At 53.5% G+C, this 13,315-nt stretch carries 14 protein-coding genes and 1 tRNA gene; 4 read left to right on the forward strand and 11 right to left on the reverse strand.

What is annotated here, in order from left to right:
• Nucleotides 1–120: 120 nt before the first annotated feature.
• The 3 genes from ACOYNV_RS21085 to uvrC all read right to left on the reverse strand — a co-directional run bounded on the left by ACOYNV_RS21085 (nucleotide 121) and on the right by uvrC (nucleotide 2,650).
• Nucleotides 121–196: transfer RNA gene (locus tag ACOYNV_RS21085), tRNA-Gly, on the reverse strand.
• A 58-nt stretch (nucleotides 197–254) separates the two neighbouring features.
• Complete coding sequence (pgsA, locus tag ACOYNV_RS21090) at nucleotides 255–833, reverse strand: CDP-diacylglycerol--glycerol-3-phosphate 3-phosphatidyltransferase (protein WP_422901777.1); 579 nt, start codon at nucleotides 831–833, stop codon at nucleotides 255–257.
• Complete coding sequence (gene uvrC, locus ACOYNV_RS21095) at nucleotides 833–2,650, reverse strand: excinuclease ABC subunit UvrC (RefSeq protein ID WP_422901778.1); 1,818 nt, start codon at nucleotides 2,648–2,650, stop codon at nucleotides 833–835. The genes pgsA and uvrC overlap by 1 nt, the downstream gene beginning before the upstream one ends.
• Before the next feature lie 69 nt (nucleotides 2,651–2,719).
• Between uvrC and earP the strand changes: the two genes are divergently transcribed.
• Both earP and efp read left to right on the forward strand, forming a co-directional pair.
• Nucleotides 2,720–3,883 carry an elongation factor P maturation arginine rhamnosyltransferase EarP gene (earP, locus tag ACOYNV_RS21100; protein ID WP_422901779.1) on the forward strand — a complete coding sequence of 388 codons (1,164 nt, stop codon included), beginning with the start codon at nucleotides 2,720–2,722 and terminating at the stop codon, nucleotides 3,881–3,883.
• A 40-nt stretch (nucleotides 3,884–3,923) separates the two neighbouring features.
• Entirely contained in the window at nucleotides 3,924–4,481 is a 558-nt protein-coding gene (gene efp / locus ACOYNV_RS21105; RefSeq protein WP_422901780.1) for an elongation factor P, read from the forward strand.
• Between the two features lie 456 nt (nucleotides 4,482–4,937).
• Here the strand turns inward: efp and ACOYNV_RS21110 are convergent, their stop codons facing one another.
• The 3 genes from ACOYNV_RS21110 to ACOYNV_RS21120 form a co-directional block, all read right to left on the reverse strand.
• A complete protein-coding gene (locus ACOYNV_RS21110; protein ID WP_422901781.1) occupies nucleotides 4,938–7,385 on the reverse strand; it encodes a DEAD/DEAH box helicase in 2,448 nt (815 codons plus the stop codon).
• Nucleotides 7,386–7,636: 251 nt separating this feature from the next.
• Nucleotides 7,637–7,801, reverse strand: a complete 165-nt coding sequence (locus ACOYNV_RS21115) for a hypothetical protein (protein WP_422901782.1) — start codon at nucleotides 7,799–7,801, stop codon at nucleotides 7,637–7,639.
• A gap of 176 nt (nucleotides 7,802–7,977) precedes the next feature.
• Complete coding sequence (locus tag ACOYNV_RS21120) at nucleotides 7,978–8,220, reverse strand: DUF433 domain-containing protein (protein WP_422901783.1); 243 nt, start codon at nucleotides 8,218–8,220, stop codon at nucleotides 7,978–7,980.
• A gap of 394 nt (nucleotides 8,221–8,614) precedes the next feature.
• Here ACOYNV_RS21120 and ACOYNV_RS21125 point away from each other — a divergent pair, with 394 nt between their 5' ends.
• Together ACOYNV_RS21125 and ACOYNV_RS21130 are read left to right on the forward strand one after the other, a co-directional pair.
• Nucleotides 8,615–8,893, forward strand: coding sequence for a type II toxin-antitoxin system RelE/ParE family toxin (locus ACOYNV_RS21125; protein WP_422901784.1), 279 nt, complete (start codon nucleotides 8,615–8,617; stop codon nucleotides 8,891–8,893).
• Between the two features lie 9 nt (nucleotides 8,894–8,902).
• Nucleotides 8,903–9,208: a HigA family addiction module antitoxin gene (locus tag ACOYNV_RS21130; RefSeq protein ID WP_422901785.1), complete on the forward strand. Its 306-nt coding sequence runs from the start codon at nucleotides 8,903–8,905 to the stop codon at nucleotides 9,206–9,208.
• Nucleotides 9,209–9,323: 115 nt separating this feature from the next.
• On the opposite strand, the gene ACOYNV_RS21135 is transcribed toward ACOYNV_RS21130, so the two are convergent.
• Genes ACOYNV_RS21135 through ACOYNV_RS21155 form a run of 5 tightly spaced genes read right to left on the reverse strand, consistent with a single transcriptional unit; the run spans nucleotide 9,324 to nucleotide 13,142 of the window.
• Nucleotides 9,324–9,692 carry an OsmC family protein gene (locus tag ACOYNV_RS21135; RefSeq protein ID WP_422901786.1) on the reverse strand — a complete coding sequence of 123 codons (369 nt, stop codon included), beginning with the start codon at nucleotides 9,690–9,692 and terminating at the stop codon, nucleotides 9,324–9,326.
• 12 nt (nucleotides 9,693–9,704) lie between these two features.
• Entirely contained in the window at nucleotides 9,705–10,139 is a 435-nt protein-coding gene (locus tag ACOYNV_RS21140) for a DUF6691 family protein (RefSeq protein ID WP_422901787.1), read from the reverse strand.
• Complete coding sequence (locus ACOYNV_RS21145) at nucleotides 10,139–10,558, reverse strand: YeeE/YedE family protein (protein WP_422901788.1); 420 nt, start codon at nucleotides 10,556–10,558, stop codon at nucleotides 10,139–10,141. Before ACOYNV_RS21145 ends, ACOYNV_RS21140 begins: the two co-directional genes overlap by 1 nt.
• Nucleotides 10,559–10,570: 12 nt before the next feature.
• A complete protein-coding gene (locus ACOYNV_RS21150; protein ID WP_422901789.1) occupies nucleotides 10,571–11,665 on the reverse strand; it encodes a methyl-accepting chemotaxis protein in 1,095 nt (364 codons plus the stop codon).
• Nucleotides 11,666–11,702: 37 nt separating this feature from the next.
• The gene (locus ACOYNV_RS21155; protein ID WP_422901790.1) at nucleotides 11,703–13,142 is read right to left on the reverse strand and encodes an OmpP1/FadL family transporter; all 1,440 of its coding nucleotides are present in this window, start codon (nucleotides 13,140–13,142) and stop codon (nucleotides 11,703–11,705) included.
• Nucleotides 13,143–13,315 lie beyond the last annotated feature (173 nt).

Raw genomic sequence — 13,315 nt, forward strand, 5'->3', positions numbered from 1 at the left:
CGAACCGACCTACACGGATTTGCAATCCGGTGCATAACCGCTTTGCTATCGCGCCACGCCTGCCTCACGGCAGGTGCTGCCTGAAACTACAGAAAAGCCCGAAGGCTTTTCGCCAGAATTTGGAGCGGGAGAAGAGTCTCGAACTCTCGACCTATACCTTGGCAAGGTATCGCTCTACCAACTGAGCTACTCCCGCATGGAGCGAGTGCGCATTATAAGGGCTTAGCCAAGCCTGTCAACGATTTTGATTTGAATTAGCGCTTCTTGTCTTGTTCGGCGAGATGCGGCCACGCCATTCGCATGTAGTAGCCCATGGACCAGAGAGTCAGTACAGCCGCGATGTAGATGAGCCAGGTGCCCATACTCTGCATGTCAAACACGCTGATTGGTGCGTGATAAAGCAACAAGGTAATGGCAAGCATCTGAGCGGTAGTCTTGATCTTGCCGATCATCGAGACCGCGATGCTCTTGTGCGCGCCGATCTGCGCCATCCATTCACGCAAGGCGGAAATGGTGATCTCGCGCCCGATGATGATGGCCGCAAGAATGGCGTCGAGCCTACCTAGCTGCACCAGCATGATCAGCGCGGTAGCGACGACCAGTTTATCGGCAACCGGATCAAGGAACGCACCAAATGCCGAGGTTTCGTTCCAGCGACGTGCCAGATAGCCATCGAGCCAGTCGGTAACCGAAGCGAGGACAAAAATCAGGGTTGCGGCAAGATCGCGCCCTACTTCATTGATCCACGCATCGGGAACGTAGTAGACACCGATCATCAAGGGGATCAGGACGATTCGCAACCAGGTCAGAAGAATCGGGATATTGAATGGCATCAATGCAAAGCTGCGTAAATTATTTCGGCCAGTTCCCGGCTGATACCCGGAACTGCTGTCAGTTGGTCAACCCCTGCATTGGTGATGCCTTGCAAGCCGCCGAAATGGGAAATCAAAGTCTTGCGCCGCTTTGGTCCGATACCGGCAATCTCGTCAAGTCGTGAAGTCCGTCGTGTCTTGCTGCGTTGCGCCCGATGGCCAGTAATCGCAAAGCGGTGAGCTTCATCGCGAATTTCCTGAATCAGGTGCAGCGCGGGATGTTCCGCTGCCAATTGTACCGGTTCGCGGCCGTCGGCGAAAACAAGGATTTCAAGCCCTGGCTTGCGTGCTTCGCCTTTTGCTACGCCGAGCATCGGTAAATGCGACAGTCCAAGTTCCTCGAGTGCCGAGAAAGCTGAGCTGACCTGCCCTTTTCCGCCATCGATCAGAATCAGTTCGGGCGCAATACTGTCACCGCTGGCGACTTTTTCATAACGGCGCAGTACCACCTGCCGAATGGCGGCGTAGTCGTCGCCGGGCTGGATGCCTTGAATATTGAATCGGCGGTATTCCGATTTACGCATTCCATTACCCTGATAGACAACACAGGAGGCCACGGTCGATTCTCCCTGCGTGTGGCTGATGTCGAAACACTCGATACGAGTTTCCTTGCCCTCTTCGCATTCCAGACCGAGAAGCGCTTGCAAGGCCTCAAGTCGCAACTCCTGCCGCGATAGCGTATTCCGGCGGGCGAAAATGGCCAGTTTTGCGTTTTGCTCGGCCATCTCCACCCACATTTTCTGCATGGTGAGCCGGGGTTCCAGTACAGGCACCGGACGGCCTGCCAGTTCGGAGAGCACATTGGCCGCTTCGCTATCGGGCAAGGTTCGATTGAGGTAAATGCGCATCGGAATCGGTTGCACCAGGTAGTGCTGGTTCAGGAAAGCCGAAAGCACCTCATCCGGCGAACTGTCACCGGCATTGCTCGGAAACTGCGTCTTGTCGCCAAGGTGCCGTCCGCCGCGCACCATGGCGAGGTTCACACAGAGCAAGCCGCCCTCTTCCACGACAACGATGATATCGACGTCCTCGCCCTTGCTGCTTTCGACGTACTGCTTGTCCTGCACATGGCGCAAGGACTGGATCTGATCACGATAAATCGCGGCTTGTTCAAAAGCGAGCTCTGTAGCCGCCTGGTGCATCGCTTCGCTCAGTTGCCCGATGACCTCCTGCTGCCGCCCTTGCAGGAACATCGACGCCATCTGGACGTCCCTGGCGTAGGCTTCGGGGGCGATCAAATCGACGCAAGGTCCGGAGCAACGCTTGATCTGGTGCAGAAGACAAGGACGCGAGCGGTTGTTGAATACTGAATTCTCACAGGTGCGCAGGCGGAACATCCTCTGCAGGAGATTGACACTCTCGCGCACCGCAAGCGAGGAAGGATACGGCCCGAAATAGTCCGACTTGCGGTCGGTATTGCCGCGAAAGAAACCGAGGCGTGGATAGCTGTCGCGGGTGATGACGATGTAGGGATACGACTTGTCATCCCGGAACAGGATGTTGTAGCGTGGCGAAAGGCTCTTGATCAGGTTGTTTTCGAGCAGCAGCGCCTCGGCTTCCGAGCGCGTAACGGTCGTTGCGACACTGGTGATCTGCGCCACCATCAGGGCGATACGCGGACTTGGATGGTTCTCGCGGAAGTACGAGGCGACGCGTTTTTTAAGGTTCTTCGCCTTGCCTACATAGAGCACGTTGCCACTGGTATCGAGCATGCGGTAAACGCCAGGCAGTTCGGTCAGCGTGGCAAGCAGGGCTTTGGAGTCAAACTTTTCGGCCATGGGCAAGAGCGGTTAGGATGTTGCCTTTGATGTTATCACGCTCGCCTGCCCACCACGTTTCCACCCTCTATGCCCTCCTCCGCCAGACACTCTGACTGGGATATTTTCTGCACCGTTATCGACAACTTTGGCGATATCGGTGTTTGCTGGCGTCTGGCGCGCCAGTTGGGCGAGGAACACGGCTTCAAAGTTCGCCTGTGGGTCGATGAATTGGCGTCCTTTCAGAAAATCTGCCCGGAGATTGATCCTCAACTAGCCGTTCAAAGCGCCTGCGGGGTTGAAGTGCGGTACTGGGATGCGGACATTCCTGATGCTGTTCCCGGCGACGTGGTCATTGAAGCCTTTGCTTGTCATTTGCCAACGCGTTTCATCGCGGCCATGGCCGAACGCAATCCGTCGCCAGTGTGGATCAATCTCGAATACCTGAGCGCCGAAGCGTGGGTATCGGGTTGCCACGCCCTGCCCTCGCCGCACCCGCGTTTGCCGCTGACCAAGCATTTCTTCTTCCCCGGCTTTGACGAAACCACCGGCGGCCTGCTGCGCGAACGTGGTCTGGACGACCGCAGACAAGCCTTCTGTACCTCTGAGGATATGCAAGCCGACTTCTGGCGGAAGCTTGGCCAGTCACCGCCGTCAACCGATGCTTTGCTTGTTTCGCTCTTTGCCTACGAAAACCCGGCCATTGCCGATCTGCTTACCGTATGGGCGCATGGCAGGGTGCCTGTCTGCTGCCTCGCGCCAGTGACGCGAACGCTGCCGGCCATTGCAGCATTCGCTGGGCAGCCATTGCAGGGTGGCGACATCATCCACCGGGGTAGCCTGGAAATCCGGATGCTGCCTTTCGTCGCCCAACCCGATTACGACCGTCTGCTGTGGTCATGCGACATCAACTTCGTTCGTGGCGAAGATTCCTTCGTGCGCGCCCAGTGGGCGGCAAGGCCGCTGGTGTGGCACATCTACCCGCAAAAGGAGGACGCGCATCTGATCAAGCTTGGAGCGTTTCTCGATCTGTATTGCGCTGACTTGCCGGAATCGGTCGCCGAAGCGGTTCGCCGGCTTTTCATGGCGTGGAATGGCGAAAAAGACGCCCGACAGATCACCCCGGATTTATGGACACAATGGATGAAAGCGCTACCCGATCTTCGCCAGCACGCCACCAATTGGCTAAAAACCCGTTCAAAACAAGAAGATTTATGCAGCGCTTTGGTGCGCTTCAGCCGTTCCAAGTTATAATACGCGGCTAAATTTTCCCCGTTATTTATCGGAACGTACTATGAAAACCGCTCAAGAACTTCGCGTAGGCAACGTATTTATGGTTGGCAACGACCCGATGGTTGTCCTCAAGGCTGACTACAGCAAATCCGGCCGCAACGCCTCGGTCGTCAAAATGAAAATGAAAAACCTGCTGACGGGTTCGCCGACCGAAACCGTCTATCGCGCCGACGACAAGTTCGAAGTCGTTCAGCTCGACCGCAAGGACGTCAATTACTCCTATTTCGCCGATCCGCTCTACGTCTTCATGGACTCCGAGTACAACCAGTACGAGATTGAAGCCGACTGCATGGCCGACGCACTGAGCTACCTCGAAGAAGCCATGCCCTGTGAAGTGGTGTTTTACGATGGCAAAGCCATTTCGGTCGACATGCCGAACAGCCTGGTGCGCGAAGTCATTTACACCGAACCTGCCGTCAAGGGCGACACTTCAGGCAAGGTGATGAAACCGGCGCGCCTGTCGACCGGCTTCGAACTCCCGGTTCCGGCCTTTGTTGAAATCGGCGACAAGATTGAAATCGACACCCGCACCAACGAGTACCGCGCCCGCGTCAAATAAGTTTTCACTGCAACAGCAATGAAAAAGACAGCCGAGGCTGTCTTTTTTATCGCTGTCACATTGATCAATATAGGAAAGTGGCCTGTAAAGCCCGTCGAATGGCGATCTATAAAACAATGCCTGGAGAGCCACTATTCAAGCGCTTCTCCAAGGCATGGTCTGGAGATCGTTTATCCTAAAAACCGCAGTTGACAGCGACTAATTGACCGCAACTCCAGGTTTGACGGGTGTTTAGCCCTCACCCCAACCCTCTCCCGCGGGGAGAGGGAGTTTGCACCCTTCTCCCCGCGGGAGAAGGGCCGGGGATGAGGGCTTGCGACATTGGCATCACATCCAACTGAGGTTTTTAGGTTTATTCATGAGGCTCCTGGCCTGACTGAGCCTGCAGCTTTTATCGATCAGACTACGGCATGCGTGCGGCAGCAGTGAATGCGGGGTGCGAAGATTTTGGCGGATTCACTTTCCGGCACTGCTTCTGCGCAACAGATCCGACAGCAATGAGAACGTATCGGCGATCTTGACAGCGGTTTCCGGCGCTGGCAGCGGCACCTTGAGGCTCCGCGCCCCGCTTACCGGATCGCGCTCAATCCAGGGATGTGCCGGGGTTGACGTATCGCCCGCCGCCGCGAGCGCTGAAACGAACTGCGCACCGACTTGCAACAAGGCACTCCATGGATCGCTGGCCTCAGTCGCGGGCGGCGCCGTCGCGCTCTCCGCAGCACCGACTTTGTCTTCGCTCACGCCCCCATCCTCAGGCGCGGCATCGGTTGCGGCAACGTTCGCCATTTCCTCCGCTGGCACCACCGTCTCGCCCTCACCCATATGGCCGGTGACGTTTTCCACGTCCTTCATGAAGCGGTTCAGACGCGTGCCACCGAATGAAATCTCGCCGGTAGCGCCATCGAGAATGCCCGCCGACAGGGATCGCTTGAACGCCAGCACCGAGAGCATGCCCTCCTCGATTGTGCCCTTGGCGACGAAATTGACGATCTGCACCGGACGAATCTGCCCCATGCGGTGGATGCGCGAGATGCGCTGTTCAAGAATCGCCGGATTCCACGGCAAATCCATGTTGATCAGCGTCGACGCGTGTTGCAGGTTGAGGCCGGTACTGCCGGCATCGGTCGACAGAAAGACGCGGCACGCCGGATCGTCGCGGAAGCGCTCTACAAGTGCCGGGCGCTTCTCCGATGGCACGCCGCCGTGGAAGCTGACATAGCCGAAGCCGCGTGCCTCCAGCCGGCGAATCACGATGTCCTGGGTGCGCGTCCATTGCGAAAACACCACCGCCTTGGCCTCCGGCTGGACGAACAGATCGTCGAGCAGCGCCGCCAGTTCGTCGGCCTTGACGCCATGATCGCTTTCCTGGTCGAGCAGGTAGGTGCTGTTGCACGACATGCGCATGTTCTGCAAGGCGCAGGTCAATCGCCGCTGATCCTGGTCCGAGAGAAATTTCATCTTGCGCCAGCGCTGCACGATCTTCGAAACGACTTCAGAATTTTCCTGGTGGTAGGTCATCTGCAATTCGGTCATCGGCACCAGCAGGTTCTGGTCGGTACGTTCCGGCAATTGTTTCAGCACCTCGCTCTTGCGGCGGCGGATCATTATCGGCGCCAGCGTTTCGCCGATTTTTTCCAGCCCGGTATAACCGGTCACGCGCCCGGTTTCGTCCTTGAGCTGATGCTCGTGCAGCAGTTTCCAGGTCGGTCCAAGCCGATGCTGGTCGACGAACTGCACGATCGAGATCAGTTCTTCCAGCTTGTTTTCCAGCGGCGTACCGGTCAAAACCATGGCGTAGGGACTGTCGATGCGCTTGAGCGCACGGGCGGCGATGGTGTTCCAGTTCTTGACGCGCTGCGCTTCGTCGACGATCACCAGTTCCGGCGCCCAGGCCTCGATCAGATCGAGATCGGGCTTGAGTTTCTCGAAGTTGGTGATTTTGCAGAAGTCGTCGGCGAGGTAATCCTTCTGCCGCTGTGCCCGGCCACCGGCGAGAACCCGCGCCGGCCGGCCTGAAAAACGTGCCATTTCGCTCTGCCACTGATACTTGAGCGAGGTCGGGCAAATCACCAGCACGCGCGAAACGCCGAAATGCCGCGCCAGAATCTCCGCTGCCGCAATGGCCTGGATGGTCTTGCCCAGACCCATCTCGTCACCAATCAGCACCCGCCCAACGCGCACCGCGAACAGCGCGCCCTCGGCCTGATACGGGTAGAGCGGCACCTTGAGCAACGGTTTCAGCAGCGCATCAGCCGCGCCTCGCGGGAACAAGCGATCCACTTCCGCGACCCGCCGTGCCGCATCACGCCGGCCGGCAACAAAATCGAGCGCATCGTCGTAGGCGCGCAGTTCGTGGCCGCTCTCGGCCGCCGCCTCCAGGAAGCGCTCCAGCCCGTCAAAGCGCGCCTCCGGCAGCCGCCCGTTGTGTTGAATATCGAACAACAGCGCGGCTTCCTCCCGCAGCGCCTGCGGGCAATCCGTGCCGGCACGAAAATGAATCGTGCGCTGGTCATCGTTGCGCAGATACAGTTCGGAAAAAGGTGGCTGGTAGCCGCGCGCGAATGCCGTTTTCGCTCCCCGTTTTTTCTCAAGCCGGGCCAGCGTGAATTCGATGTGCTTGCAGGTACCCAGTTCGTTGGTGGCGTAATCAGGACAGGCGCAGAAATTGTCGCCGGGCTTCTGGCCACGGATCGCCACCCGATAATGTGATTTCGACAGCGGATTGCTGACGCGAAACTCGGAGAAGAAAGGCTCAGATCCCAGGTTCTCAAGCGTGAACGCCTGCTCGCGCCCGAACTGCCGGCGAAGTGCCCGCTGCCAATCGACCGGAGAAAGATCGGTCGGGGCGTGGGTACGCGAGAGCTTGGGTTCCTTGGCTTTGGCGGGCTTCGATTTGGGTTTCATGAGGATGTGCCTGATTTAAGAAATGAGCGATTGTCGCAAAGATTGAAGGGTCATGGTTGATCGGTCTGCAAAGCGCTCTGATCGGCGATGTTGATGATGCATGCCTTGAGACCCGCGTAAACTATGGCTTAAATGGCATCAGGCTTGAAGATGCCCGTATTCATTGGCTTGCAGTGGCTGTAGGGGGTGAAACGCAACGCGTTGCGCACCCTACGGCTCTGCCCCCATCGATTCCATGATTCCCGGAATGCTCATGCTATGAACTCGATTATCGTTTCGTGCACGATGACAAGCTTGTGCGCGGCACTATGCTCGGTGAGTTGCGGCCATACACGTTGCAAGAATACGAACAAGTCACGAAGGCGCATGTTGCCAATGCGCAGATGAATCACTCTGGGTGGTGGCTGCGAAAGCATGATCCAATCAGAAAAATCCGCATCCTTGCTGACGATGATGAGATCGTGCTTTTTTGCTTATTGCCAGATTGCGGCATCGGGCAAATCGTCGCCCAGATCGCAAACGTGGAGAAAGTCATCTCCTCGCCACAGTGCGAAACGGTAGGGCAAGTTGGCATCGATCAGGAATCGAGCCATCAAGCCACCTTGGCCAGATCGTAGCGCTGGTTCATCATTTCCGAGGCAAAGCGCAGGCAGGCACGAATGTCTTCTGCATCAATGCTCGGGTACTGCTCCAGAATCTCGGCGGCGCTGTCGCCCTCGCTGAGATAACCCAAGACGGTTTGCACGGCGATGCGCTTGCCACGAAGCGTGGGTTTGCCATTGCAGATGCCCGGGTCGATAGTGATACGTCCGTCTGAATAGCTCGGGTAAGACATGATTGATTCCTTTCAGTAGCCAGATTCGTAGGCCAGCCAGGTTGGCGCAATGCTGTTGGCTTGAGTTCGGTTATCACAAAAATCCACGCCACGTTCGATGGCCTGGGACAGGCTTGTCAGTCTATCCTTCCATCGGCGTGCCATTGTGCATCGATGGCGAAAAAGATCCACCTGACCCGGTTTGCGTTCATCGATTCCGCCTTGGGTTGGTCATCGCTTGCTGTTGCGTATCTGGGTCGTGGTGATGGTGGAATGGCAACGGAGCCTCAGCTATCAAATCGACACTGGCCCCTTTGACTCGCGGGCTGACCAAACTCCAACAAGCGCAGTGAAGGCGTGGCCACAGGCCAACAATTCTGTTTGACAGATTCCGTTACACGGAACACAATAAGCCATGATTCATTCATTCGCCTGTCCCGATACTGAAACGCTTTTCAACAGTCAGGCCGTGCCCCGGTTCAGGAACATCGAACGTGTGGCGCGACGCAAGCTGCTGCAATTGCATGCAGCCACCGAACTGGCCAGCTTGAGGATTCCTCCAGGCAACCAACTCGAAGCCCTGAAAAGCGATCGCCAAGGACAGCACAGCATCCGCGTCAATGACCAATGGCGCGTGTGTTTTGTCTGGCGTGAGGATGGTACGCACGAGGTTGCAATTGTGGACTACCACTAGGAGTTGAACATGGCTGAACTACTTGACGAAATCCACCCCGGCGAAATTCTGCTGGAGGACTTTATGAAACCGATGGGAATTGCGGCCCGTCAACTTGCGGCTGACATCGACGTATCCCCCAGTCGCATCAGCGAACTGGTGCACGGTTCGCGTCCGATTACCGCCGATACGGCGCTGCGCCTGGGTCTGTTTTTCAGCATGGAACCACGCTTCTGGCTGAACCTGCAAACGGAGTACGATATTCGGGTGACCGCTCGTACCCTTCAAGAAAAGATCAGGCCTCGAATTCGCGTTTTTCATCGCGCTGCCGCCTGATTCGTTTGGCAATCGATTGTGTTTCTAATCGATGGAGTCTGACCCCATCGATTTGGAGTCTGACCCCATCGATTTGCACGAGCATTGACTGTGCAGGCCAAGCAAAACAAATTAACTAAATAATCACAAAAACAATAGAGCCTCCCTGCTCAATCAAAGCCTTGACGGGACACTTTTCAATACTTTCTTTGATAATACCCTGTTGCTCCACCGTTATGGTGGTAGGAAACTGAAGGATTATTGTTACTTTGCCTATAGCTCCTGCTCGATTTAGATCAGTCACCACCTTAAGCTCAATATCGATGCCCTCTTCAGAGATACCCATCTCCATACAAGCCTTTTTTGCGTAAACGGCAGCGCAACCGGTGATGCAACCGTAGACTGATTCAAGAGGATTTGGCAAGGTCCCATCCATTGCAAAAGCAACGTTGTGATTCTTTAGGCCTACTACAATAACGGGTCCTGCTTTAAGAGTTGTACGCATATACGTTCCTTTTTATGGCTTTAATAAATGGTTGGAGAATTGGTATGTCAGGCCACCAACAACCATTGAAAGTAGAAAAAGCATCCCTTCTGTATTGCCCATAACAATAGTTGCTATTGCAGGGCCAGGACAGTAACCAACCAAACCCCATCCAAGTCCAAACGCGGCACTTCCGAAAATCAATTTTTTGTCAATCGTAGAATTTGACAGATTAGGAAACGAGTCTTCTAACCAAGGTTTTTTTATCCGTTTCGCTGCTTGGAACCCGATCAATGTGACAGTTACAGCGCCGCCTAATACACCTAAAAGGAGCGGGCGCCAACCCGGTGAAAAATCGAGAAAACCGACAACGTTGCCAGGGTCTGTCATTCCGCCGAGAGTGAATCCGGCCCCGACTATCGTACCGACCAACAAGAAAATCAACATCGCAAGGGATTTCTTGTTCATCAAACCAATCCCATCCAATGGCGTAGAAAGGTTGCAGCAAAAATGCCAGTAACCATGAATGAAATAACTGCAACAAACGACCTGATGGACAAACGACCAAGGCCACAAACACCGTGCCCCGATGTACAGCCGTTAGAAGCACGCGTCCCTACGCCAACTAAGAAGCCAGCAACAATAATGGCCAAAGGTCCCGGATTAGGCCGTGTTATGGTGGCAAGTTCTGGCATAACAATAATAACCAGAAGTGCGCCAAGTAAAAGCCCCGCGATGAATATTATTCGCCAGCCTTCAAAATTTACATTGAATATCCCGAAGAAAATTCCACTAATTCCTGCAATTTTCCCTAAAGAAAGATAGAAGAGAATTGCTCCTAACCCGACAAGAACTCCGCCGATTACTGAATTAATTAGCATATTCATGTCTTTCTCCATTTATTTCTGAGAGTTACCGATCTCGTACAATAATCGATCAAGTACTTTGATTACACCTATGCTAGTTGCTTCCATTTCCATAACATGAGGAATGGCTTCCTTTAGGCTATTTGCGGCAACAGCAGAACGGCCTGCGTTATGAAACCGGCCGTGAGGTTCTTCAAGGCTCTTAAGCGCAGGTAACTTGCTAAAGCGGGCAGCGCCTTCTCCTTCTGTTGCCCACTTCCCAAGCGGACACATTGAGTGCCCGTAAGACATCTTGTTGTAATCGATTGTAATTTGATTTAACAGGTGCCGATAAACCCTCATTTTGAACCCAATGTGATCGTACCTCGTGCCCGCAAGGAAACATCCCAATATATTAAAATCTCTATTTTTGTTTAGATTGTCAACAGTTACTAATACTTCAGACAAATCAATATGAGCTTCGGACATTTGGATACTTACCTCGCAAATTCCAGACACGAGTTCACTGGTTTTGGTGCAAGAGTTTTGCATCTCTGCACTTACTTCAGAAATTAGCCCAGAAATTTCCTTAGTTGCTGTGTCAGTTCGTTCTGCAAGTTTTTTTACCTCGTCCGCAACAACAGCAAAACCTCGCCCCGCATCGCCGGCTCTAGCTGCTTCAATAGCTGCATTTAGCGCAAGTAATTTAGTTTGATCAGAAATTTCGTGAATGAACCGAACTATTTCTTTAATTTTCACGGTGCTAGTGGATAGTGCCTCCATCACACGAGATGTCTCTGTTGCAGTTTGCTCCGATGCTCCAAGAGACTGTTCAGCCGAATTTGTTTTCACCATTGTTTTTTCGGCGAGACCTTTTAGTTTGATCAGATCCTGTCGTTGATATTCGATGTGACCAACCAGTAGCGAAAGTCCTTCGCGGCCAAGGGTCATTGAATCAGAAAACCCCTCAAGCCCAGAAAATAAGCTCTTTAGATCACTAAGCTCTTCTCTATAGACATGGCAAGACGACTCTGCTGCAGCGGCGCGTTCCTGCTCGTAAACCAACTGCAATTTTAGGTTGGTTATCTCCTCGTCTAGCCGGACAACCTCCACTCGATGAGCGTTCATCAGTTTATTATTGCCAAACATCTATATTTCCCTCTGGTGACCGCAGTTTACAAGAATCTTAAAAGCGATATGAGTAAAGTAGCTGTCCATTGGTTTGGCCGTGCGAAATTTTTTGATTGTCCGTTGCGCCCAAAGCCGCGCTGTTAACTACTGTTACCTGGGGCGCATAAGACAAAGATAAATCAAAAGCAGAATATTTAGAGAATTTGTATTGAAAACCTGCTGTCAAGTGGTTGGTGACAACAGCTGGAAACAAAGGATTAGTGACATCGGCAGGAACAGGGTTGTTAGCCAAGTTCAAACCACCGCGATACGTCCAAGTATCATTTGCTTGATATGATGCGCCCAACATCACAACGTATTGATCTTTCCAGTTTTGATTCAATGACATGTCGAGAGATGTATTCGCAAAACTGCCATTGCTTAAGGCGCTTGAAGTATCGAACCGCATCGACATTTTCTTCATTGTGTCCGCCCAGCCTATCCGGCGGATATCGGCAACAACCAACCACTCGTCATCCGGTTTAAACGAGGCACCCACACCATACATATTTGGCCAAGCAAAGCCTTGGACCTTTAATTTCCCGGTAAGTGTTTGGATGGCGTTACCACCCGGCGTTTCCATATTGAAGGTCAAACTAGCTGAATTGGCAACTAGGTCGCTAAAGTTGATCTTTGCGTGATAGGAAGCCCCCCACGTCCATTTTGAATTAACTTTATGGGTAAAACCTAGCTTTCCGCCGGTGCCAGCGCCTTTAGCTTGCCCTGACCAACGGTTATCATTGGAAAAGTCGAAATACCCCCAATTAACGTCTGTGACTTGACCGAGTGCGAACGCGTTATTCATGGCGTTCACCATACTGCCGCCGGCAGAACCCATCTGGGCACCCGGCTGCATCAGACTACCAAAATGTTTTCCGTCTACCAGCATCTGCATGTCCATGCTAACCCAGACATAATCTAACGTGGCACCAACAGTAAGGGTTTCATCAATTTTCCACGCCACAGGCAAAATGGCTCTGCCTACCCCAACCTCCGAGCGATTGATTAAGCTTGAAGATGGCACGAAATTACCAGCCATTGATGACAAACGACCAAGATAATCGGATGATGGATATTCGGTTCCCATACCCCCTTGGGAAAAAATGCCGAAACCATATGCGAACTTACCGTCTTTTTTTACCACCCCCAAAGCGGGCATGATAAAACTTGTAGCCGAAGAGCCTTGAGTATTTGAAGAAACTGAAGGATTCATAAAACCGGCGGCGACATTCAAATGAAGGCCGTCTTGCATAAGGCCCAGAGTCGCAGGATTATTCATAATTGCAGCAGTTCCATTATCATATGACATACCGGCGCCACCCATCGCGGCAGAAACAGGCCCGTAGCCCTCCATATTCATGCCATTCGTTGCAAATGAGTAAAATGGAATGATTCCAATCGCCGCAACGAATATTTGCATTCTTGCGCGTTTTTTTATTGAGATATAGTTTTTCACGGTTCATCCCTAGTATCAAAAGAAAAACATACCAGTATTAGGGTATCTAAGTCAAGGTTCAGACCTCCCGAGACATCGGAAAACCGGGGACAGACCACGGTTTTCAGGGGGGAAACCGGCAGGGGAAACCGGGGTCAGACCACTGTTCTCGACACGCGACAGCAAGCCAAAGT

The organism is Propionivibrio sp. (genome assembly GCF_049316945.1).
Lineage (GTDB): Bacteria > Pseudomonadota > Gammaproteobacteria > Burkholderiales > Rhodocyclaceae > Propionivibrio.

What these genes read in the sequence shown, in the direction of transcription:
- pgsA (WP_422901777.1), bottom strand. Translation starts at nt 833, where the DNA reads ATGCCATTCAATATCCCGATTCTTCTGACCTGGTTGCGAATCGTCCTG.
- uvrC (WP_422901778.1), bottom strand. Translation starts at nt 2,650, where the DNA reads ATGGCCGAAAAGTTTGACTCCAAAGCCCTGCTTGCCACGCTGACCGAA.
- earP (WP_422901779.1), top strand. Translation starts at nt 2,720, where the DNA reads ATGCCCTCCTCCGCCAGACACTCTGACTGGGATATTTTCTGCACCGTT.
- efp (WP_422901780.1), top strand. Translation starts at nt 3,924, where the DNA reads ATGAAAACCGCTCAAGAACTTCGCGTAGGCAACGTATTTATGGTTGGC.
- ACOYNV_RS21110 (WP_422901781.1), bottom strand. Translation starts at nt 7,385, where the DNA reads ATGAAACCCAAATCGAAGCCCGCCAAAGCCAAGGAACCCAAGCTCTCG.
- ACOYNV_RS21115 (WP_422901782.1), bottom strand. Translation starts at nt 7,801, where the DNA reads ATGCTTTCGCAGCCACCACCCAGAGTGATTCATCTGCGCATTGGCAAC.
- ACOYNV_RS21120 (WP_422901783.1), bottom strand. Translation starts at nt 8,220, where the DNA reads ATGTCTTACCCGAGCTATTCAGACGGACGTATCACTATCGACCCGGGC.
- ACOYNV_RS21125 (WP_422901784.1), top strand. Translation starts at nt 8,615, where the DNA reads ATGATTCATTCATTCGCCTGTCCCGATACTGAAACGCTTTTCAACAGT.
- ACOYNV_RS21130 (WP_422901785.1), top strand. Translation starts at nt 8,903, where the DNA reads ATGGCTGAACTACTTGACGAAATCCACCCCGGCGAAATTCTGCTGGAG.
- ACOYNV_RS21135 (WP_422901786.1), bottom strand. Translation starts at nt 9,692, where the DNA reads ATGCGTACAACTCTTAAAGCAGGACCCGTTATTGTAGTAGGCCTAAAG.
- ACOYNV_RS21140 (WP_422901787.1), bottom strand. Translation starts at nt 10,139, where the DNA reads ATGAACAAGAAATCCCTTGCGATGTTGATTTTCTTGTTGGTCGGTACG.
- ACOYNV_RS21145 (WP_422901788.1), bottom strand. Translation starts at nt 10,558, where the DNA reads ATGAATATGCTAATTAATTCAGTAATCGGCGGAGTTCTTGTCGGGTTA.
- ACOYNV_RS21150 (WP_422901789.1), bottom strand. Translation starts at nt 11,665, where the DNA reads ATGTTTGGCAATAATAAACTGATGAACGCTCATCGAGTGGAGGTTGTC.